Annotated in this window: 20 protein-coding genes; 12 read left to right on the top strand and 8 right to left on the bottom strand. The window is 63.3% G+C overall.

Features of this window, described 5'->3' with window-relative positions; all coding sequences use genetic code 11:
- The first annotated feature begins 43 nt into the window (after window positions 1–43).
- The 7 genes from AB4136_RS09525 (at window position 44) to purF (ending at window position 7,738) form a co-directional block, all read left to right on the top strand.
- The gene (locus AB4136_RS09525; protein ID WP_441931129.1) at window positions 44–994 is read left to right on the top strand and encodes a GNAT family N-acetyltransferase; all 951 of its coding nucleotides are present in this window, start codon (window positions 44–46) and stop codon (window positions 992–994) included.
- A gap of 5 nt (window positions 995–999) precedes the next feature.
- Complete coding sequence (locus AB4136_RS09520) at window positions 1,000–1,323, top strand: YnfA family protein (protein WP_024923884.1); 324 nt, start codon at window positions 1,000–1,002, stop codon at window positions 1,321–1,323.
- Between the two features lie 2 nt (window positions 1,324–1,325).
- A complete protein-coding gene (locus AB4136_RS09515; RefSeq protein ID WP_137900405.1) occupies window positions 1,326–2,297 on the top strand; it encodes a small ribosomal subunit Rsm22 family protein in 972 nt (323 codons plus the stop codon).
- 222 nt (window positions 2,298–2,519) lie between these two features.
- Window positions 2,520–4,007: a replicative DNA helicase gene (locus AB4136_RS09510; RefSeq protein WP_024923886.1), complete on the top strand. Its 1,488-nt coding sequence runs from the start codon at window positions 2,520–2,522 to the stop codon at window positions 4,005–4,007.
- A gap of 47 nt (window positions 4,008–4,054) precedes the next feature.
- Window positions 4,055–5,458 (top strand): DNA repair protein RadA, encoded by a 1,404-nt coding sequence (gene radA, locus AB4136_RS09505; RefSeq protein WP_024923887.1) that lies wholly within the window; start codon window positions 4,055–4,057, stop codon window positions 5,456–5,458.
- Window positions 5,459–5,483: 25 nt separating this feature from the next.
- Window positions 5,484–6,182 carry a CvpA family protein gene (locus AB4136_RS09500; RefSeq protein WP_024923888.1) on the top strand — a complete coding sequence of 233 codons (699 nt, stop codon included), beginning with the start codon at window positions 5,484–5,486 and terminating at the stop codon, window positions 6,180–6,182.
- Window positions 6,183–6,268: 86 nt separating this feature from the next.
- On the top strand, window positions 6,269–7,738 hold the full coding sequence (purF, locus tag AB4136_RS09495; protein WP_137900404.1) for an amidophosphoribosyltransferase: 1,470 nt from the start codon (window positions 6,269–6,271) through the stop codon (window positions 7,736–7,738).
- A gap of 28 nt (window positions 7,739–7,766) precedes the next feature.
- Here purF and AB4136_RS09490 read toward each other — a convergent pair whose 3' ends face one another.
- Both AB4136_RS09490 and AB4136_RS09485 read right to left on the bottom strand, forming a co-directional pair.
- Window positions 7,767–8,189: a DoxX family protein gene (locus AB4136_RS09490; RefSeq protein ID WP_024923890.1), complete on the bottom strand. Its 423-nt coding sequence runs from the start codon at window positions 8,187–8,189 to the stop codon at window positions 7,767–7,769.
- A 251-nt stretch (window positions 8,190–8,440) separates the two neighbouring features.
- Window positions 8,441–9,049 (bottom strand): hypothetical protein, encoded by a 609-nt coding sequence (locus tag AB4136_RS09485; RefSeq protein ID WP_036257101.1) that lies wholly within the window; start codon window positions 9,047–9,049, stop codon window positions 8,441–8,443.
- A gap of 181 nt (window positions 9,050–9,230) precedes the next feature.
- Between AB4136_RS09485 and AB4136_RS09480 the strand changes: the two genes are divergently transcribed.
- From AB4136_RS09480 to AB4136_RS09460, 5 genes are all read left to right on the top strand, one after another.
- A complete protein-coding gene (locus AB4136_RS09480) occupies window positions 9,231–9,986 on the top strand; it encodes an SDR family NAD(P)-dependent oxidoreductase (protein ID WP_024923892.1) in 756 nt (251 codons plus the stop codon).
- Between the two features lie 259 nt (window positions 9,987–10,245).
- On the top strand, window positions 10,246–10,491 hold the full coding sequence (locus AB4136_RS09475; RefSeq protein ID WP_024923893.1) for a hypothetical protein: 246 nt from the start codon (window positions 10,246–10,248) through the stop codon (window positions 10,489–10,491).
- 147 nt (window positions 10,492–10,638) lie between these two features.
- Complete coding sequence (locus AB4136_RS09470; protein WP_024923894.1) at window positions 10,639–11,529, top strand: DMT family transporter; 891 nt, start codon at window positions 10,639–10,641, stop codon at window positions 11,527–11,529.
- A 66-nt stretch (window positions 11,530–11,595) separates the two neighbouring features.
- Complete coding sequence (locus AB4136_RS09465) at window positions 11,596–12,504, top strand: DMT family transporter (RefSeq protein ID WP_024923895.1); 909 nt, start codon at window positions 11,596–11,598, stop codon at window positions 12,502–12,504.
- A 265-nt stretch (window positions 12,505–12,769) separates the two neighbouring features.
- Window positions 12,770–14,989, top strand: a complete 2,220-nt coding sequence (locus AB4136_RS09460) for an AMP-binding protein (protein ID WP_024923896.1) — start codon at window positions 12,770–12,772, stop codon at window positions 14,987–14,989.
- Window positions 14,990–14,999: 10 nt separating this feature from the next.
- Here AB4136_RS09460 and pssA read toward each other — a convergent pair whose 3' ends face one another.
- The 6 genes from pssA to AB4136_RS09430 form a co-directional block, all read right to left on the bottom strand.
- Window positions 15,000–15,833, bottom strand: coding sequence for a CDP-diacylglycerol--serine O-phosphatidyltransferase (pssA, locus tag AB4136_RS09455; protein WP_024923897.1), 834 nt, complete (start codon window positions 15,831–15,833; stop codon window positions 15,000–15,002).
- 10 nt (window positions 15,834–15,843) lie between these two features.
- Complete coding sequence (locus AB4136_RS09450; protein WP_275040860.1) at window positions 15,844–16,590, bottom strand: phosphatidylserine decarboxylase; 747 nt, start codon at window positions 16,588–16,590, stop codon at window positions 15,844–15,846.
- A 51-nt stretch (window positions 16,591–16,641) separates the two neighbouring features.
- A complete protein-coding gene (locus AB4136_RS09445) occupies window positions 16,642–17,016 on the bottom strand; it encodes a YciI family protein (protein WP_036253915.1) in 375 nt (124 codons plus the stop codon).
- 98 nt (window positions 17,017–17,114) lie between these two features.
- Window positions 17,115–19,001, bottom strand: a complete 1,887-nt coding sequence (locus tag AB4136_RS09440; protein WP_024923898.1) for an ABCB family ABC transporter ATP-binding protein/permease — start codon at window positions 18,999–19,001, stop codon at window positions 17,115–17,117.
- 22 nt (window positions 19,002–19,023) lie between these two features.
- A complete protein-coding gene (locus tag AB4136_RS09435; protein ID WP_024923899.1) occupies window positions 19,024–19,356 on the bottom strand; it encodes an ArsR/SmtB family transcription factor in 333 nt (110 codons plus the stop codon).
- Between the two features lie 63 nt (window positions 19,357–19,419).
- Complete coding sequence (locus tag AB4136_RS09430) at window positions 19,420–20,745, bottom strand: LysM peptidoglycan-binding domain-containing protein (RefSeq protein WP_024923900.1); 1,326 nt, start codon at window positions 20,743–20,745, stop codon at window positions 19,420–19,422.
- Window positions 20,746–20,779: the final 34 nt, after the last annotated feature.

Raw genomic sequence — 20,779 nt, 5'->3', positions numbered from 1 at the left:
GGTGAGCCACTATCTCGGCGCCCGGCACCGCCTGCAGATCATCGTGGCGTATCGCGGCACGAACATCGTCGCGATCCTGCCTTTGGTGCGCCAACGCTGGCTCGGGCTGGACACGTTGCGCTTCATGGGCATTCCGGTCGCACGGTTCAGCGACCTTTTGATCGACGCGGACGCTGGAGAACCCGTTGTTCAGGCGCTACGAGCCAAGATCGGCGCTCTGCGCGCCGACATCATCGATGCGCCGCTCGTGCGTCAGGATTCGGCGTTCGTCCGCGTCGGGTTCGATCAGGACGCCGCGGTTCTATCCCGGCTTGATGCTCCCTTTTGCGTGCTGGCCGACCGCATAGGCGACGACGGCCCCGGCCCCGCCTATTCGGCCAAGATCCGCTCGAACTATCGCCGCAGGGTGCGCAATCTGGCGGGACCGGGCGAATTGCTGATGCGCCAATATCAGGCGGGGCCGGAGGCTGCCGGGCTGGCCCATGCGGCAGTTGTCATGAAGAAAGCTTGGCTGGAACGCGAAAAGATCGGCGCACCCACCCTTTTCGATCCCCGTTTCGAAGCTTTTTTCGCTAGAATGGCCGGCGATCAAGAGGCACTGGCGTCCATCAACGTCTCGACGCTTGAACGGGACGAGCGGCCCATCGGGATCGACCTGTCGTTCGACCACAAGGGCCATTGCTTCGGCCATGTCATAGCCACCGACGCCTGCGCGGAAAAGGACGGGGCCGGCAGTGTGCTGGTGCATCACGTGTTTGCCACCGCCAAAGCACGCGGAAATACCGTCTTCGAGCTGCTGACTCCCGCCAGCGAGCACAAGATGCGTCACGCCGACGGCGTGACCAAGGTGCGCGACCTCGTCATTCCGCTGAGCGTCAAGGGGCGGATCGCCTGCCAGGCCCTGCTGGTGCACGGACTGCCGGCGGCGAAGTCGCTGCTGCGGCGTTTTCCGGCAAGCCTGACCCGTGCCATTGCCTCGCGGACAGGCTATTAGACCTGATGGGTATTGTTCTTTTCGTCGCGGCGGCGGTCGCTGAAATCGCCGGTTGCTTTTCGTTCTGGGCCTGGTGGCGGCTGGAAAAATCGCCACTTTGGCTTGTTCCCGGCGTCATCTCGCTGATGGCTTTCGCCTGGCTGCTGGCGCTTGCCCCCACCGATGCCGCGGGACGTGCCTATGCCGCCTATGGCGGCATCTATATCGCGGCCTCGCTGCTGTGGCTGTGGCTGGTCGAAGGCGTGCGTCCCGACCGCTGGGATATCGTGGGAGCAGCAATCTGTATCGCCGGCGCGTCGCTGATCCTGCTTGCGCCAAGGAGTGCATAGAAGTGGAGTTGCCGGCGCAGTTAAAACAGGCGGTCGAGAGGCTGCTGGATGGGTTGCCGCTCAACACGCTGAAACAGGCTTCCAGAACGCTGTCCGACCGCTATCGGGCTGAGGTTCGCGACGGACGCCTGCATATGGGCGACGACATTGCCGCCAAGGCCTACCTCGCCACGCGCCTACCCGCCACCTATGCCGCCGTTCGGGCAAGTCTCGAGGCAACCAGCGAGGCGCTGCCTAATCTCGCGCCCAGAACATTGCTCGACATTGGTGCTGGGCCCGGCACGGTGCTGTGGGCGGCGTCCGACCTGTGGCCGTCCATCGAGGCAGCGACGCTGTTCGAAGCCAGTGCCGCCGCGCGCAAGGTCGGGCAGATGCTGGCTGGAGAGAACATCGCAGCCGAGATCCGCTGGCTGCAGGGCGACGTGACCGTCGACCTTCCCGACATGGCGGCCGTCGATCTCGTCACCATGGCCTATGTCATGGACGAGGTTGCGCCTGCGGCGCTGCCGAAACTCATCGACCGCCTTTGGCGCCTCACCGCCGACACTTTGCTCATCGTCGAACCGGGAACCCCGGCCGGCTGGCGCCGCATCCTCGATGCAAGAACACAGCTGATCGCAAGCGGAGCACATATCGCGGCGCCCTGCCCGCATGCGGAGCCCTGCCCGCTTGTCGCTCCCGACTGGTGTCACTTTTCCCGGCGCGTGGCGCGCTCACGCCTGCACCGGCTGGCCAAGGAAGCCGAAGTGCCGTGGGAAGACGAGAAATTCATCTACCTCGCCGCATCCCGTACACCCTCAGCTTTGCGCCATTCACGCGTACTGGCACCGCCAAAGGCCGGGTCGGGTAAGGTCTCGCTGAAACTCTGCCAGCCGGATGGCCTCGCATCAGAGCGCTTTTTGACCAAGCGCGACGGCAAAATCTTCAAGGCGGCGCGGCGGGCGGACTGGGGCGACAGCCTCGTTCAGGGCTGACTTCGATTTAACCAGGTTCTTGATATGTTCCGGTTATTCGGCTAGGTTTTGCGTCTTGTCGAGTCAAACAGATTCGGGGCATCGGAATATCGTCCTGTGGACGAAGATGCCTGGCTGTGAATCACGGTAAACATCGTCGACTGATCCGGCACTGATGCAGATAAGTCAGCATCGATCCGCTGCAGTTCTGCTACCGACAGATGGGATCAGGATCGGGGAATCATGGCGGAAGCAGCTCTCAAATTCGGCGCGGCGGAAACGCCGCTTTATCGCGAGGCGCCGAACAACATCGAGGCCGAGCAGGCGCTGCTCGGCGCCATGCTCGTCAACAACGACGCCTTCTACCGCGTCTCTGATTTTCTCAAGTCCGCGCATTTCTACGAGCCACTGCATCGCAAGATCTTCGAGGTCTCGGCGGAACTGATCCGTATGGGCAAGATGGCCAACCCGGTGACCATCAAGACCTTCCTGCCCGCCGACGAGAAGGTCGGCGACATGACCGTGGCGCAATATCTGGCCCGGCTGGCGGCCGAGGCGGTGACGGTCATCAACGCCGCCGACTATGGCCGCGCGATCTACGATCTGGCCACACGGCGCGCGCTGATCACCGTCGGCGAGGACATGGTCAACATCGCCTATGATGCGCCCGTCGACATGTCGCCGTCCGAACAGATCGAGGACGCCGAGCGCCGCCTGTTCGAACTGGCCGAAACCGGCCGCTACGATGGCGGTTTCGAGGCGTTCACAGATGCGGTCAAGACCGCCGTCGACATGGCCAACGCCGCCTATATGCGCGACGGCCACCTGTCCGGCATCTCCACCGGCTTGCGCGATGTCGACCGCAAGCTCGGCGGCCTGCAGTCCTCCGACCTGATCATCCTTGCCGGCCGCCCGGCCATGGGCAAGACATCGCTGGTCACCAACATCGCCTTCAACATCGCCGAAGCCTACCAGCCGGCGCAACAGGCCGACGGCTCGTTCAAGGCCGCCAATGGCGGCGTGGTCGGCTTCTTCTCGCTGGAAATGTCATCCGAGCAACTGGCCACCCGTATCATTTCCGAGCAGACCGAGATTTCGTCATCGAAGATCCGCCGCGGTGAAATCACCGAGGCCGATTTCGAAAAGCTGGTCGCCTGCGCGCAGACCATGCAGAAGATCCCGCTTTTCATCGACGCCACCGGTGGTATCTCGATCGCCCAGCTTGCCGCGCGCGCGCGCCGCCTGAAGCGTCAGCGCGGTCTCGACGTCATCGTCATCGACTACGTCCAGCTGATGCAGGGCTCGGCCAAATCCTCGCAGAACCGCGTGCAGGAAATCACTGAAATCACCACCGGCCTGAAGGCCCTGGCCAAGGAACTCAATGTTCCCATCATCGCACTGTCGCAGCTGTCGCGTCAGGTCGAAAGCCGTGACGACAAGCGCCCGCAGCTGTCGGACCTTCGCGAATCGGGCTCGATCGAGCAGGACGCGGACGTCGTCCTCTTTGTCTATCGCGACGAATATTACCTGCAGAACAAGCAGCCCGAGGAAGGCACGCCGGAATATGAGGACTGGCGGATCAAATTCGAGAAGGTGAAGGGCAAGGCCGAACTCATCATCGCCAAGCAGCGTCACGGCCCGACCGGCACGGTCGACCTCGCATTCGAGGGGCAATACACCCGCTTCTCCGATCTTGCCGAAGAACATCACCTGCCCGAGCGGTTCGAGTAACGCCTTGATTTGCATCCCTGCATCGCAGCGCAACCACGGCCGCGTTCATGGCTAAGTCGCGCGTCCAGTTCATCTGCCAGAATTGCGGCACGGTGCATCAGCGCTGGGCAGGCAAATGCGACGCTTGCGGCGAGTGGAACACGCTGATCGAGGAAGGCACCGCCGGCGGCATCGGCTCTGGGCCCGCTTCGCTGAAAAGCGCCCGCAAGGGCCGTGCCGTGGCGCTGACCACACTTTCCGGTGACATCGAGGATGCCCCGCGCATTGCTTCGGGCATCGGCGAGCTCGACCGCGCGACCGGCGGCGGCTTCGTGCGCGGCTCGGCGTTGTTGGTCGGAGGGGATCCAGGTATCGGCAAATCGACCCTGCTGACGCAGGCGGCGGCAGCGCTTGCCCGGCAAGGCCATCGCATCGTTTATGTTTCGGGCGAAGAGGCGGTGGCGCAGATCAGGTTGCGCGCCCAGAGGCTGGGCGCGGCATCAGCGCCGGTCGAGCTGGCCGCCGAAACCAATGTCGAGGACATCCTGGCCACGATCGCCGACGGCAAACGGCCGGACCTGGTGATCATCGATTCTATCCAGACGCTGTGGACGGACCTTGCCGATTCGGCACCCGGAACCGTCACGCAGGTGCGCGCCGCCGCCCAGGCGATGATCCGCTACGCGAAATCCACAGGCGCGGCGATCGTGCTGGTAGGCCACGTGACCAAGGAAGGCCAGATCGCCGGACCGCGTGTCGTCGAGCACATGGTCGACGCCGTCCTCTATTTCGAAGGCGAAGGCGGACACCACTTCCGCATCCTGCGCACGGTCAAGAACCGCTTCGGCCCCACCGACGAGATCGGCGTCTTCGAAATGTCCGACAAGGGGCTGCGCGAAGTGGCCAATCCATCCGAGCTTTTTCTCGGCGAACGCCACGCAAAGTCGCCCGGAGCCGCCGTTTTCGCGGGAATGGAGGGCACCAGGCCGGTGCTGGTGGAAATCCAGGCGCTGGTCGCGCCGTCGTCGCTCGGCACGCCGCGGCGCGCCGTCGTCGGCTGGGATAGCGCGCGGCTGTCGATGATCCTTGCCGTTCTGGAAGCCCATTGCGGGGTACGTTTCGGTCAGCACGACGTCTATCTCAACGTTGCCGGCGGCTACCGCATTTCCGAGCCGGCGGCCGACCTCGCCGTGTCGGCCGCCCTGGTGTCGTCGCTCACCGGTCTTGCCCTTCCCGCCGATTGCGTCTATTTCGGCGAAATCAGCCTTTCAGGCGCCGTGAGGCCGGTTGCGCATGCGCAACAGCGTCTCAAGGAAGCGGAAAAGCTGGGCTTCGGAAGCGCAGTCCTGCCCTTGGGCAGCGAGGAAATTGCCGGGGGGATAGGCGCCGGTGCTTTCCAGCCTACCGAGCTCGCCGATCTCGTAGCGCGCATTGCCGGCACCCGCCGCAGTCGCACTCCGGAAGACGAATGACAGGGCATATGGAGTAGGCGAAGACATGCCGATTACGCTGCTTGACGGAATTCTCGCCGGCTTCACTCTCGTTTCCGCGATGCTCGCGATGGTTCGCGGCTTCTCGCGCGAGGTTCTGTCGATCGCCTCATGGGCGGCGGCGGCAGTGGCGGCTTACCTGTTCTACAAGCCGGTCATCCCCTACCTCAAACCCTATATCGACAACGAAAAGATCGCGATGGGCGCTGCCGCCGGCATCGTCTTCGTGATCGCGCTAATCGTCGTGTCGATCATCACGATGAAGATCGCTGACTGGATCATCGACAGCCGGGTCGGCGCGCTCGACCGGACGCTGGGTTTCCTCTACGGCGCGGCGCGCGGCATCTTGGTCGTGGCTGTCGGCCTGATGTTCTTCAACTGGCTGGCCGGCGACAAGGCTCCGAACTGGATCGCCGCATCGAAGTCGCGCCCGCTGCTGGAATCGATCGGCAAATATATAGAGAGCGTGTTGCCGGAAGATCCGGAAAAGACGATTCTCAAGAAGCTCAACAAGAACGGCATGCTGCCCGAAGCCGGGACTGGAACGGCGCCCGCGGCTGGCGAGGCACCCGCTACCGGCGCGCCCGCCAACGAAAATGCGGCTCCCGACAACAACGCCGCTCCCGACGACGAAGCGCCCGCCGACCAGCCTCCCGCAGGCGGCAACGCCCCTGCCGGCGGCAATGCGCCGGCTACGAATAACTAACGATGGTGTGAACCGTCACGACTGCACGTTGCTTTCGGAGCGCTACCGCCTTATATCGCGGCTTTAGCGGACAAGAGGCTCCCGGCATGGCAGACGCAGCAGACGTGCTTTGCGCCGAGGCGGACGACCATTTCCACGACGAATGTGGCGTCTTCGGTATTTTCGGCCGCCAGGACGCGGCCGCCATCGTCACACTCGGGTTGCACGCGTTGCAGCACCGTGGCCAGGAGGCGGCCGGTATCGTCTCCTATGACGGTACGCAGTTCCATGTCGAACGGCATGTCGGCCTGATCGGCGACACCTTCACCAAGCAGGCGGTCATCGACAGCCTCAAGGGCAACCGCGCCATCGGCCACACCCGCTACGCCACCACCGGCGGTGCCGGCGTGCGCAACATCCAGCCCTTTTTTGCCGAACTCGCCGACGGCGGTTTCGCGGTTGCGCACAACGGCAACCTCACCAACGCCATGACGGTGCAGCGCGCCTTGCAGAAGCAAGGCTCGATCTTCTCGTCGACCTCCGACACCGAAACCATCCTGCACCTGGTCGCCACGTCCAAGGAGCGCGACCTCAATTCGCGCTTCATCGATGCCGTTCGCCAGATCGAAGGTGCCTTCTCGCTGGTTGCGATGTCGTCGAAGAAGATGATCGGCTGCCGCGATCCTCTGGGTATTCGCCCGCTGGTGCTGGGCGATCTCGACGGCGCCTGGATCCTGGCCTCCGAAACCTGCGCGCTCGACATCATCGGCGCGCGCTTTGTCCGCGACCTGAAGCCGGGCGAGATGGTGGTGGTGACGGCCAAGGGCATCGAAAGCATGTTCCCGTTCGAACAGCAGAAGTCACGCTTCTGCATCTTCGAATATGTCTACTTCGCCCGCCCCGATTCTTCGGTCGAGGGCCGCAATGTCTATGAAGTACGCAAGCGCATCGGCGCCGAACTTGCCATGGAAAGCCCCGTCGACGCCGATCTCGTCGTGCCGGTGCCGGATTCGGGCACGCCGGCGGCAATCGGCTTCAGCCAGGCGGCCGGCCTTCCCTTCGAACTCGGCATCATCCGCAACCACTATGTCGGTCGCACCTTCATTTCACCGGGCGATTCCATTCGCCACATGGGTGTCAAGCTAAAGCACAACGCCAACCGTCGCATGATCGAAGGCAAGCGCGTGGTGCTGGTCGACGATTCCATCGTGCGCGGCACCACCTCGCAGAAGATCGTGCAGATGGTGCGCGACGCCGGCGCGAAGGAAGTGCATATGCGCATCGCCTCGCCGCCCACCCGCGCCTCCTGCTTCTACGGCGTCGACACGCCGGAGAAATCGAAGCTTTTGGCTTCGCGCATGTCGATCGAAGAGATGGCGGAATTCATCCGTGTCGATTCGCTCGGCTTTCTGACCATCGAGGGCCTCTACCGGGCCGTCGGCGAAGCCGGCCGCAACGACGAACAGCCACAGTTCTGCGACGCCTGCTTCACCGGTCAGTATCCGACCCGGCTGCTCGATCATGAAGGCACCGACAATGTGCGCACGCTGTCGCTGCTGGCGACCAACGGGCAATAAGGTTTCGGTCCGCCCTTAAGCTTCCGCGTCAGTTCGCGGAAGCCGCTTCGTCCTTCCAGACAAAACCTTTTCGCAGCGCCAGTCGTTCACCCGGTCCATGCACGGCGGCGAACAAAAGCCCGGCCAGGAAGGTGAAGTGGTCGATGAAGAAGCCGAACTCGTCCTGGTTGGCTTGCCAGTGCGACGGACCGTGGAAAGCAAAGGCCAGAAAGACCACATAGGCTCCAGCGAGCAAGGCGGCGTCGGAAAAGTAGGCGCCGGTGAGGAAAGCCAGAATCAGCCCGACCTCGAAGATCGCCGCCAACCAGGCCAACAGCAGCGGAAACGGAAGACCAGCCGCTGCGATGTAGGCGGCCGTATTGGCCATGCCGGCAAATTTGAAGCTGACGGCCATTGCAAAGACAGCGGCGAAAATCAGCCTGGCGACGAGAATTACGATTGTGCGGCCCATGGTCTCCTCCTGTGAAGCCTCGTTTCACCTTCAAGGACGTTGAAGCGCAGCCGTTCCCGACAGCGGCGCCGAAAATTCCCGCGACCGGCCTTCAAGTGATCATCCAACCCCACGGTCGTTCAACCCGAGCACGATGCCGATTGCAGCGTTGGCGAAGACGAGCAGACGATCTGCGCGCGACCATGACAGGAGAGTTGCGGACAACACTGTCCCTTCGCCGCGGTGTCGGAAATCTTGATGGGCGCCCGTCATCAATGCTCGGCGGGCACGATGCCAAAAGTGACGTTTGAAGGACCGCGGATGACTTGTTCGGTACCCAATCCGCCCAATGTGCCCGGTCCCAATGGCAGGTCGTCCACCGGTCCTTTCAGCAACTGAGCCGATTTCTTGGCCCGCGCCTCGCTCTGGACAACGATAAGGCCACCCTCCGACATCATTTTGCGGCACGTCGAGCCGACATTTTGCATGTAATATTGGTAGATGTCTTCGCCGGACGGTGCCTTCGCCTCCCTCACCGTATAGCCCTGAACGCGCATCTTCCGATAAGGCATGCGGATGGTCGGCACGCCCGGCACGGTTAAGGTGATGGCCTCGCCAACGACCCGATCCGTGATCGTGTCGTCGGACTCGTCCCCCATCACAACACCCACCGCCTTTATCTTGCGGTTCTCCATGTCTTTCTGGCAGACCTGAGTGATCATGCCGCCCGATTTCACCCTGTAGATATTTTTAGGCTCCAGCCGTTTGCCAGCCGTCACGCTGAGCGGAATTGCCGACGTTCCGAGCACCTGATTGGCCGCATAGGATGTGCATCCTTGCACAAGGACCACGACACCAACGACACAAGCTACTTTTCTCATATGGTTCCCCCATCAATTTCGGCAACCTAAAATAGAATTGCTATCAAAACAATATTACAGGTTGTAGAGGCGGCTATAGGCAAAAATGGGCTGCGTCCATCTCGCCCCTTGCCAAACGGCGCTGAACCGTGTTTCGCGAGGCTCGGAGTTTCCCGTCAAATCTCAGCAGGTACTGGCAGAAATGACACTTGACCTCACCGGCCGCCTCGCCGTCGTTACCGGCGCATCGCGCGGCATCGGCTACCACATCGCCAAGCAGATGGCGGCGGCGGGCGCTCACGTCATCGCGGTCGCCCGCACCGTCGGCGGGTTGGAAGAGTTGGACGACGAGATCAAGGCCGAACGCGCCCGGACCGGGAAAGGCGAAGCAACGCTGGTGCCGCTCGACCTCGCCGACATGACCGGCATCGACCGGCTGGGTGGCGCCATCCACGATCGCTGGGGTAAGCTCGACATACTCGTGGCCAATGCCGGCGTCCTGGGCGTCATTTCGCCGATCGGCCATGTCGAAGCCAAGGTCTTTGAGAAGGTCATGACGGTCAACGTGACGTCGACATGGCGACTGATCCGTTCGGTCGATCCGCTGCTCAGGCTTTCCGATGCGGGTCGCGCCATCGTGCTGTCGTCCGGCGCCGCCCATTCGGCGCGTGCCTTCTGGGCGCCCTATGCGGCCTCGAAGGCAGCAGTAGAGGCGATGGTTCGCTCCTGGGCCGACGAAACCAGGAACTCGCCGCTGCGGGTCAACGCCGTCGATCCCGGCGCTACTCGCACCGCCATGCGCGCTCAGGCCGTACCTGGCGAAAACCCGGACACCCTGCCCCATCCTTCTGAGATCGCGGCCCGGATCGTGCCGCTGGCCAGTCCTTCAGTGACGGAAACCGGCATGATCTTCCAAGCAAAGCCGAACCGCTGGGTGTCGTACCAGATGCCGGCCTGAGATCGGCTGTTCTGAGGAGAAGGCCGTCATCGGGGGCAAGCCCCCGTTCGGCACCAACCGTCGCAGGCCCGTCGGCAATGGCACGATCCGATTTGTGGAAGAAACATACGGACTTAGGCGTTCACATTTGGAGGCAACGAGCCCCAAAGGTTGATCCGATCTTCGAGGCTCCGCGTCACCGGTGCGCTTTCACCTGCCGGCAAGACTTGCTAGGCTCGCGCAACCCGTCATCTCCAATCCGCAGAAAAGAGGATTCCCCATGTCATCGACCGTTGCCCTGGTCTGGTATCTCGTGGTGGCCGGCCCGCAAGGCGGCATGGTGGTGCTGCCAAGCACTTTCGACAAACGCGAACAGTGCACTGCGGCCATAGCCGAATATCAGAAGCAGCCGGCGCCGGTGGGCTGGGCGGTGCAGTGCGTCCCCAGCGCCTCGCCCTATGCCGACATGGGAGACGACGAGCCGGGCGCCTCGCAAGTGCCGCAGCCGGCGCAACCGGCTCAGTAAGGACGCATTGTTGCTACACTGCGCCAACGCAACCACTTCTGTGGCTTAGCAGCGCTGATGATGCGCCTCGTGTAGCCTAGCGGCTGCGGTGGGCTCTGAAACAATCGAGATTCGGGTTCGGCCGCCTCAGCAGTCGCCGGACTCGTCATGTCAGAAGTCGTCCTCACCGATACACGCGAGAAAGTGCTGGCCGGCATCATGCTGACCAGTTTTTCCTATCTGCTGTTTTCGTTCCAGGATGCATCCATCAAGCTCTTGGTGGTGGCTGCGCCAGTCTGGCAGATCCTGTTCTTCCGTAGTGCCACGATCCTTGCCGGCTGCGTTGCCACCGGCGGCTGGAGACTCCTTGCGGATTCGGCGCGTTCGCCGATCCTCAAATCCATGCTTTTGCGCAGCTTTCTCATCCTGGCGGCGTGGCTTTGCTATTATACGGCCGCCAAGGATCTGCAGCTCGCCGAACTGACCACCATCTATTTCGCCGCGCCGATCATCGTCACCGCCTTGTCGATCGTCGTGCTGGGCGAGAAGGTTCCCTTGCTGCGCTGGGCAGCGGTGCTGATCGGTTTTGGCGGCGTCTTCGTCGCTTGCGATCCTGCCAGGCTCGGCTTTTCACTGCCGGTGATCCTGGTGCTGGCAGCGGCCGCGCTATGGGGATTGTCCATCGTGCTTCTGAGCAAGGTCGCCTCCCAGGAGCGCACGACGGTGCAACTCGTGCTCAACAACGGCTTCTTCCTGGTCATCGCCGGCCTGCCGCTGTTCTGGACCTGGCAGACACCCGGTTGGCAGGAACTCCTGCTGCTGATCGCCGTTGGCGCCTTTGGCGGCCTCGGTCAGTATTTTCTGTTCGAAGGCATGAAACGGGCGCCCATCTCCATCATCGCTCCGTTCGAATATACGGCGCTCGTCTGGGCTTTCGCGCTCGGCTTCCTGATCTGGGGCGACGTGCCGCGCAGCGAAGTGTTCATCGGTGCGGCAATCATCGTCTTCGCCGGCCTCGTCATCGTCGCCAGCGAGCGCTTCCGCAAACCGGCCGCCTGAACGCGCATTCCTGCCAGAAGGCTGTCAGTAGCCCGGCGCTATCGTGATGCAGCGCCGGAGGAGCCGATGACACCACCAAACGGGGTTTCGAACGAACGAACGCTGGGCATCCTGCTGGTCTCGGCATCGGCGATCGTGTTCGGCCTCACCGGCGTGCTGACCAAATCGATTTCGGCCGACGCCCTGACCGTCTCCTGTTGGCGCGGTTTCGTCGGTTTCCTGCTGATCGGAGCCTATGTGCGCTGGCGTCCCCGAAGGGCAGGCGAAAAGCCCAACATGCGGCTTGGCTGGCGTGGATGGTTGGTGGCCGTGGTCGGTGCAGCCGCCAGCATTGCCTTCATCTCGGCCTTCAAATTCACCTATGTCGCCAATGTCGCCGTCATTTACGCGACAGCGCCCTTCGTGACCGCCTTGCTGGCATGGCTGCTCGTGCGCGAGCCATTTCGAGCGCCGACGCTGGCTGCGGCCATTGTCTCGCTCACCGGCGTTGCCATCATGGTTCATTCCGGGTTCGGGTCCGGCAATCTGTTCGGCGACGGGCTCGCGGCACTGATGACCATCGGCAGCGCGCTCTACATGATCATGATCCGCGCGTTTCGCGACACGCCGGTCGTCTGGGCCGGTGCCGTCTCGGCCTTTCTTCTCTTCATATTCGGTTGGTTCGTCACCGACCCTCTGGCGATCACCACCTGGGACGCCGTGCTGCTCGTTGTCTTCGGGGCATCGTTCGCATTGGCATCGATCCTCTGGACCGAAGGCAGCCGACTCATTCCGGCGCCGGAATCCGCACTATTGGGCGCGGCGGAGGTACCCGCCGCGGTATTGCTGGCTTGGCTGTTCCTGTCGGAGGTGCCGCCTGCGGCCAGCATATTGGGCGGCGCGATCGTGCTTGCCGCGGTTCTGGCTCACGGCGCCCGCGATTGGTTCAAGGCACGGCGGGCAGCGGCGCTGCCGGTAGCGTCACCATCAAAATAGTCGCGCTGTCACGGAACCATCATGTTGCACACGCATTATTGTCTAGCGGGCCACGCTCTAGTCCCCCCAATCCCCCGGCCCGCTCCCCCTCCAGAGCCGACCTCTTGGTCGGCTTTTTCTTTGTCGTCGGCAGTGCGCGTCTTCCGCATTGACCTTGGCATCACTTCGGATAGGTTTTGCCCCGGCAAGGTCGGCGATCGACTACGCTAGATTGAGCGTCCAAGCGGACGCGCGACACCCTGACCGGCATTGGGAGTGACGCGGTATGATCCTGACCCTGGGGCTGCTCGCAGCACTCGCGATCGCCTGGTTGCTCGTCGGCCTTGTCGAGAAGGTCCGGCTAGGCCTCAGCCTCGCGCAGGCGCTGCTCTACACACCGTTCAAGCTGGCCTATCGCATCGCCGATCACCGCATCAGGCTCGCCCGCGACAGCGACGCTCCAGTCATCTACGTGATCGTCCATCAGTCGAGAATAGACCCGGCGCTAATGCTGTCGCTCCTGCCGGAGGATACGCTTCACATTCTGGACGAGGCATCGGCGCACTCCTTCTGGCTAGAACCGTGGCGGGAGCTTGCTCGCACCATCGCGTTTAATGCCGAACATGTCTTCGTCAGCCGCAGGCTCGTGCGCGTTCTCAAGGGACGCGGCCGGCTGGCCGTCTATTTCCCCGACGCCGTGGAACCGGACGTCAAGTCGTTCCGGCTATACCGCGCGGTCGCCCGCATCGCCATGCAGGCCGACGCCCGCATTGTGCCGATCTTCGTCGGTGGCGCACGCTGGCTGCCTACGTCGCTCACGCCCGCCAACAAGGCGCCGCGGCGCTGGTTCCCGAGGCTCGACATCAGCGTGCTTGCGCCGATGACCGTGGACGAGCTGGCGGCGCGCGGCGGCGAGCCGGCGACCAATGGCAGCAACGCCCTGTTCGATCGCGTCGCCGAAGCCCGCTTCGCCGCCACCGACCTTACCCGCAGCCTGTTTCAGGCAATGCGGGACGCCGCCGACCGTTTCGGGGCCTCTCATCCGATCGTCGAGGATGTGGTTTCGGGGGCTCTGAGCTACCGCCGCCTTTTCGCCGGCGCACGCATCATCGGCCAAAAGGTCGAAGCCAAGACGGCACCGGGCGAGGCCGTCGGCCTGCTTCTGCCCAACACCAATGGCGTCGCCATCTCCCTGCTCGGCCTGCTGTCGGCCGGGCGCGTGGCAGCCATGATCAACTATACGGCCGGGCCGGCAAGCATCACTTCGGCCGTACGCACAGCGACGATCCGCACCATCGTTTCCTCGCGCGCATTCGTCGAGAAGGCGTCGCTTTCGGATATCGTCGAGGCAGCGCAAGCAGGCGGCGCCCAGTTCCTGTGGCTTGAGGAGTTGCGCGACGATACGTCGTCACTGGACCGGCTGAGCGCCATGCTTTTCTGGCGATGGCCGCTGCAGCCGCAGGATGCCGCCAAGCCTGCCGTCATCCTGTTCACGTCCGGTTCGGAAGGCGCCCCCAAGGCGGTGGTGCTTTCCAATCGCAGTTTGCTGGCCAATGCGATGCAGGCCGAGGCGCGCATCACCATTTCGCCTCTGGATATCTTGTTCAACGTCCTGCCGGTGTTCCACTCATTCGGACTGACCGGCGGTACCATCCTGCCGCTGCTGACCGGCGTGAAGGCGTTTCTCTACCCTTCGCCGCTGCACTACAAGATCATCCCCGAGATCGCCCGCAAGGCGCGGCCGACGGTCATGTTCGGCACCGACACCTTCCTGGCCAACTATGCGCGCCATGCCGGCGACGGCGACTTCTCCAGCCTTCGCTTCATCGTGGCCGGGGCCGAGCCGGTGAAAGCGGATACGCGCCGCATCTATCGCGAGCGTTTCCAGGCCGAGATCATCGAAGGCTTCGGCCTGACCGAGGCGGCCCCCGTCGTGTCGGTCAATACGGCGATTCACAATCGCGAGGGGACTGTGGGCAGGCTGCTGCCCGCGATCAAAATGAGGCTCGACCCGGTCGAAGGCATAGAGAATGGCGGCAGGCTGTGGCTCGACGGACCCAACATGATGATGGGTTACATGACCGCCGACCGCCCCGGCGAGTTGCAACCGCTGCAAGGCTGGCACGACACCGGCGATATCGTTTCCGTCGACCGCGACGGCTTCATCACCATTCGCGGCCGTGCCAAGCGCTTCGCCAAGATCGCCGGCGAAATGGTATCGCTTGGCGCAGTCGAGATGCTGGTGCAGTCGCTCTGGCCGGAGGACAACCATGCGGCGGTGGCCGTGCCCGACAAGCGCCGGGGAGAGCGCATCGTGCTGGTGACCACGGCCGACGAGGCCGAAGCCGATGCGCTGCGCAAGTTCGGCAAGGCGCATGGCGCCGCCGAACTCATGGTGCCGAACGACATCGTGAAGGTGGACGCGCTTCCTGTTCTGGGCTCAGGCAAGACCGATTATGTGTCAGCGCGCAAACTGGCGATGGAACGCCTGGGACTGCCGGCCTGAGCGGTTGGGATCAATTCTCGCCGTCGACGACCTTGTGGTCGACATCCGGCGGCAGAACCGCCTCGCCTTCCTTCTTGGCACGCCGCGAATAGGCCCTGACGCTGAACGGCAGGAAGACCAGGTAGGCTAGAACCGAAGCGGTCAAGGTGTGCCAGGGATAGCTGACCAGAAGCAGCATGTAGAGCACGACGGCCAGGATGACCGGCAGCACCCGGTCGCCCGGTATCTTGACGCTCTTGCCGGAATAGACCGGCAGGCGGCTGACCAGCAGGAAGGCGATGAGCACCGTGAAGGCCACGCCGGCAAAAGCGATCGGCCGCGTCGGCGGCATGCCGAGGAAAGCGAGATAGAGCGGCAGCATGACAAGCACGGCACCGGCAGGCGCCGGCACGCCAACGAAATAGTCTGCCTGCCAGGCTGGCCGGTCGGTCTGCTCGTCAAGCACGTTGAAGCGCGCCAGGCGCATGCCGCAGGCAATCGCGAACAGGAGGGCGGCGATCCAGCCCGGTGAACCTGCCCTGTCCAGGAGATAGGCATAGAGCACCAGGGCCGGCGCCACGCCGAAATTGACGATGTCGGCCAGCGAATCCATCTGCGCGCCGAATTTCGAAGTGGCCTTGAGCAGCCGCGCCAGCCGGCCATCGATGCCATCGAGGAAGGCGGCGAGCAGCACCATCACCACGGCTGTCTCGAACCGGTTCTCGAAAGCGAAACGGATGCCCGAGAGACCGGCGCAGATCGCCAGAACGGTCACCAGATTGGGCAGAACCATGCGCAGCGGGATTTCGGTGATGCGCGGCCCGCCAAGACCATGCGCCTCGAACTTCTTGAAGGGAGCGCCCATCGCGCCGTCCCTAGGAGATGCGCACCAGCGGCGCCGCCTGGGCACCGCCGAACTCGGCAATCACCGTCTCGCCGGCCACGGCGGTCTGGCCGACAGCCACCCGCGGCGCGGCATTCGCCGGCAGGAAGACATCGACACGCGAGCCAAAACGAATGAGGCCGAAGCGTTCGCCGATCGCCAGCGTACCGCCGGTTTCGGCCCAGCAAACAATGCGCCGCGCCACCAGGCCGGCAATCTGCACGGCAGCCACGGTGCCATTCGGGCTTTCAATGACGACGCCGTTGCGCTCGTTTTCCTGGCTCGCCTTGTCGAGCTCGGCATTGAGGAACTTGCCCGGCCGGTGCTCGATACGGGTGATGCGACCGCGCACCGGGGCGCGGTTCACATGACAGGAAAACACGTCCATGAACACTGAAACGCGGGTCATCTCGGTGGTGCCAAGACCCAGCTCGCGTGGCGGTATAGCCGGTCCGACCGCGGAAACCACGCCATCGGCGGGGCTGATCACCAGCCGGTCGTCAACGGGCGTGACACGCTCCGGATCGCGGAAAAAATAGGCGCACCAGGCGGTCAGGATGAGACCGATCCAGAACAGGATCGACGAAAAATAGCCGAGCAGCAGCGTTCCAGCGCCGAAAGCCGCGATGAAGGGATAACCTTCGCGGTGGATCGGCACGAACGCGTTCTTGACCGTATCGACAAGATTCATCGGGCTGGGGCGGCTCTGTTTCGGGTTCGGCTTGTCTACCGGAAACACTTCTCCGCCGCAACGCGGCAATCCGGCATCACTCGGATATCCCGCTGCAGCTTACGGCCGGGCGAGCGATGCACCGGGCACATAGAGCATGATCGGCCGCACTTCATAGACAGCGCTGGGATTGGCGCGGCGCAGCTCCCGGGCGGCCTCGACCGCTTCTTCCTGGCTCGGGAAATCAACCACATAGAGGCCAAGAAGCTGTTCTTTCGTTTCCGCGAAAGGGCCGTCTATCACCATGCCATCGCCAAGGCCTCGAACAGTTTGCGCCTGTTCGACGGGACCGAGCCGGGCCGCAGGCCCCATATGACCCTGCGTGACCAGCCTGTCGTGGGTCGCAAGCAGATCGTCCATCAGCGCGGCGTCTTCCTGCGGCGTCCACGATTCCACGACACCCTCGGCATGATAAGCGAGAATAGCGAAGAACATCGGCTGCTCTTTCTCCGTAAGGCCCCCTCACCGGCCGAGCGCCACCGAACATCCGCCAGCTGCCCCAGTCAAGAGCGCAGCTGTTCGGATGCGATGGTTCAGGACACCTCTGCCGTTCGCCGACGCACGACGACGCCGAGATCGTCGCTTTCGCGGGCAAGACGCAGACGCTCCTCCGCCTCCGTCGCCTCGCGCTGACGATCCCACATCGACGCATAGAGGCCGCGTTGCTGAAGCAGGTCGGCATGGGTGCCGCGTTCGGCGATCTGCCCGTCCTTCAGCACAATGATCTCATCGGCCGAGATGACGGTTGAAAGGCGGTGGGCGATGACGATCGTGGTGCGGTCTTTCGAAACGAGATCAAGCGCCGCCTGGATTTCCTGCTCGGTGTGACTGTCCAGCGCCGAGGTCGCCTCATCGAGAATGAGGATCGGCGGCGCCTTCAGAATGGTCCGGGCAATCGCCACGCGCTGTTTTTCGCCGCCCGAGAGCTTGAGGCCGCGCTCGCCGACCATGGTCCGGTAACCGTCCGGCAGGCGCTCGATGAAGGGACCGATCTGGGCGAGCTCGGCTGCGCGCCTGACTTCTTCCTCTTCGGCGTCGACGCGGCCGTAGCGGATGTTGTAGGCGACGGTGTCGTTGAACAGGACCGTATCCTGCGGAACCATGCCGATGGCCGAGCGCAGGCTTTCCTGTGTCACGTCGCGCACATTCTGTCCGTCGATCAGCACGGCTCCGTCCTGCACGTCGTAGAAGCGAAACAGCAGCCTCGAAATCGTCGACTTGCCGGCGCCCGACGGGCCAACGATGGCCACCGTCTTGCCTGCCGGAACCTCGAAACTGACGCCTTTCAGGATCTTGCGGTTGGGGTCGTAGGAGAACTGCACGTCGCGAAATTCGACGCGACCGGAGGCGACCGCCAAAGGCTTGGCATCGGGCTTGTCGAGAACCTCCTGCTGAACATCGAGCAGATCGAACATCTGCTCGATGTCGGTCAGGCCCTGCCTGATTTCGCGGTAGATGAAACCGATGAAGTTGAGCGGCACCGAAAGCTGGATGAGCATGGCGTTGATGAAGACGAAGTCACCGATCGTCTGTGTCTTGTTCATCACCTCATAGGCCGACATGCACATGACGACCGTGGTGCCGAGGCCATAGATGACGCCCTGGCCGAAGTTCAGCCAGCCGAGCGACGTCCAGATGCGGGTGGCGGCGCTTTCGTAGCGCGCCATGGAGCGATCGAAGCGGGAGGCTTCCATCGCCTCGTTGCCGAAATATTTGACGGTTTCGAAATTGAGCAGGGAATCGATCGCCTTGGTGTTGGCGTCGGTGTCGCTGTCGTTCATGTCGCGGCGGATGGCGATGCGCCAGTCTGAAGCCCTCACCGTGAACCAGACGTAGAGGGCAACCGTAACGGCGACGACCGCGACATACTTCCAGCCATAGGTGAAGCCAAAAATGCCGGCGGTGAGCGCGAACTCCAGCACGGTGGGCGCCGTGTTGAGCATGATGAAGCGCACGATGGTCTCGATGCCCTTCGTGCCGCGCTCGATGATGCGAGAGAGGCCGCCGGTGCGCCTTTCCAGATGAAAGCGCAGCGACAGCTGGTGCATGTGAACGAAAGTGCGATAGGCGAGCTGGCGCACCGCATATTGGCCAACGCGGGCGAACAAAGCGTCGCGAAGCTGGTTGAAGCCAAGCTGCACCAGTCTCAGCACATTATAGGCAATGACCAGCGCGATCGGCGCGAGCAGGATAGCCGGCAGGGGTGGCGTGTATTTCCCCTCGCCGGTCAGGGCGTCAGTGGCCCATTTGAAGAAGTAAGGACCGGCCACCAGAACCAGCTTGGCGACAACCAGCAGCAGGGTTGCCCAGGTTACGCGCCAGCGCAGATCCGGGCGGTCGGCCGGGTACATATACGGCCATAGATTGCGCAGAGTCTTGAATGTGGAGCCTGAGTCGGCGGAGACGGTTTTGTCGGCCACTGTTCTTGCCTTGTTATTTGGTTCAACCGGTCTGACAGCAGGTCTCGACCAGGGCGGAGAGCGAAGCCGAGACGCTGGCGAGCGCTTGATGATCAACCGCGTAGCGCGAGCGTTGCCGGTCCGGCGTAAAGCGAACCAGCCCGGCTTCGACCAGTATTTTCAGATGTTGCGAGACTGTGGATTGCGCGAGATCGAGATGATCCACCACTTCGCCGCAGCAGCAGGAATTGCTGGCGGAAAGGCGCTTCAGGATTTCAATGCGCGCCGGATGCGCCAGCGCAGCAAGCTTTGCCGCGACGGCCCGAGTGTCGGCGAGATGCCCCGCCCCGCATGTCTGTGAAAGCGATGTTTGCATGGTTCATCGTCGATAGACGATGAACCTATTTTGCGCAACCTAGCCGAATGGGCGAATGAGGTTCTATTTCGCGGTCGTCATTTGGTCGCCGAGCGTGTTCATGTCGGCGGTTTCGCCTTCTTTCGACTTCTGCGGCAGCTTGAAGACCTGGCCCGGCCAGATGCGGTCCGGATCGCGGATTTGCTCCTGATTGGCCAGATAGATCGTCGAGTAGCGCATGCCGTGGCCGTAGACCCGGCGCGAAATGCGCCACAGCGAATCGCCGCGGCGAATGATGACCGCGTGGTCGACCTGCTCGAGTTTTGCCGCGGTGCTGCCAGCAGCAGCAGTCTCCGGTGCCTTTGTTTCGGCCGGCGCCGGTGCAACGGCGGCGACCGCCTCCCCCGGCTCGCGCTGGAAGGGAACAGCAGCGCGGGCGACCACCTTGGTGCCGTCGGCATCGAGCGCGTCGACACGCACCGTGTAGTTGCCGACGGGCAGATCGCGCGTCGCTTCGACAAGGAACTGACCCTTGGGCGAGGTCAGGGCTTCGCCGAGCAGCATGTCATTGGCATAGGCCCGCACCTTGCGGCCGGGATCCGCCGTGCCAGCGACGAAAACCTTGCCACCGTCGATCTCGACGGCCTCGACCACGACCTTGGACACCTCAGGGGACACTGCGGGCGAACCCGGTTCGGCCGGCTTGGCAGGTTCAGCCGATGCCGTCGCCTGTGCCGCGGGCTGCGCGGCCGCCGCAGGCTGTTCGGCCGCGGGAGCGGTTGCCGCGGGAGCTGCCGCTGTTTCGGCGCCAGCCTTCTCCTCTGGCTTCGGAACCGAAAGCAGCGTTGCCGCCTTGCCCGGTTCCTCGACCATGGCAAGGACTTGTCCGTTGGGCTTTTCGGGGATGGAGACGACCGCAGTCTGCGCCGAGGTTGCGACCGTATTGGAAGGCGCGGTCGCATGCAGCTGCAGTTGGTAATTGCCGGGCTTGAGCGGGTTTTCGAGCACGATCGCGAAGGCACCGTCCGGCCCGGCCGTTGCCGAACCGAGCACCGTCGTTCCCTGGACGACATCAACCTTGGCGTTGGCGGCGGCATTGCCGGCAATGACCACCGAGCCATTGCCCTCCACGCGCACCACATCGAAGGTGGGAGCGACCGGTCCGGCGACCGCCGGTTTCGTCTCAGCCGGCTTTTCGGCCGCTGGTGTCGCGGCCGCCTGCTGCTGCGCTGGTGCCTGCTGTTCCGAAGGCTGCGGCGTCGCCGGCGCGGCGGGTGCCACGGCCGCGACCTGTGCCGGCGGGGCCGGTTTCAGGAAGGGGTCGAGTGCCCCTGAGACATAGGCGACGCCCGCAACGGCGGCTGAACCACCGGCAGCAAAAAGCAATGCTCTGACAAGCGCCGTAGCCATATTCGTTCTGCCCCCTTAGCCACCTATCAACGGT

Origin of the sequence: Mesorhizobium sp. 2RAF21 (assembly GCF_052115345.1) — a bacterium.
GTDB lineage: Bacteria > Pseudomonadota > Alphaproteobacteria > Rhizobiales > Rhizobiaceae > Mesorhizobium > Mesorhizobium terrae.
This window is presented reverse-complemented; position numbering and strand designations above follow the sequence as displayed.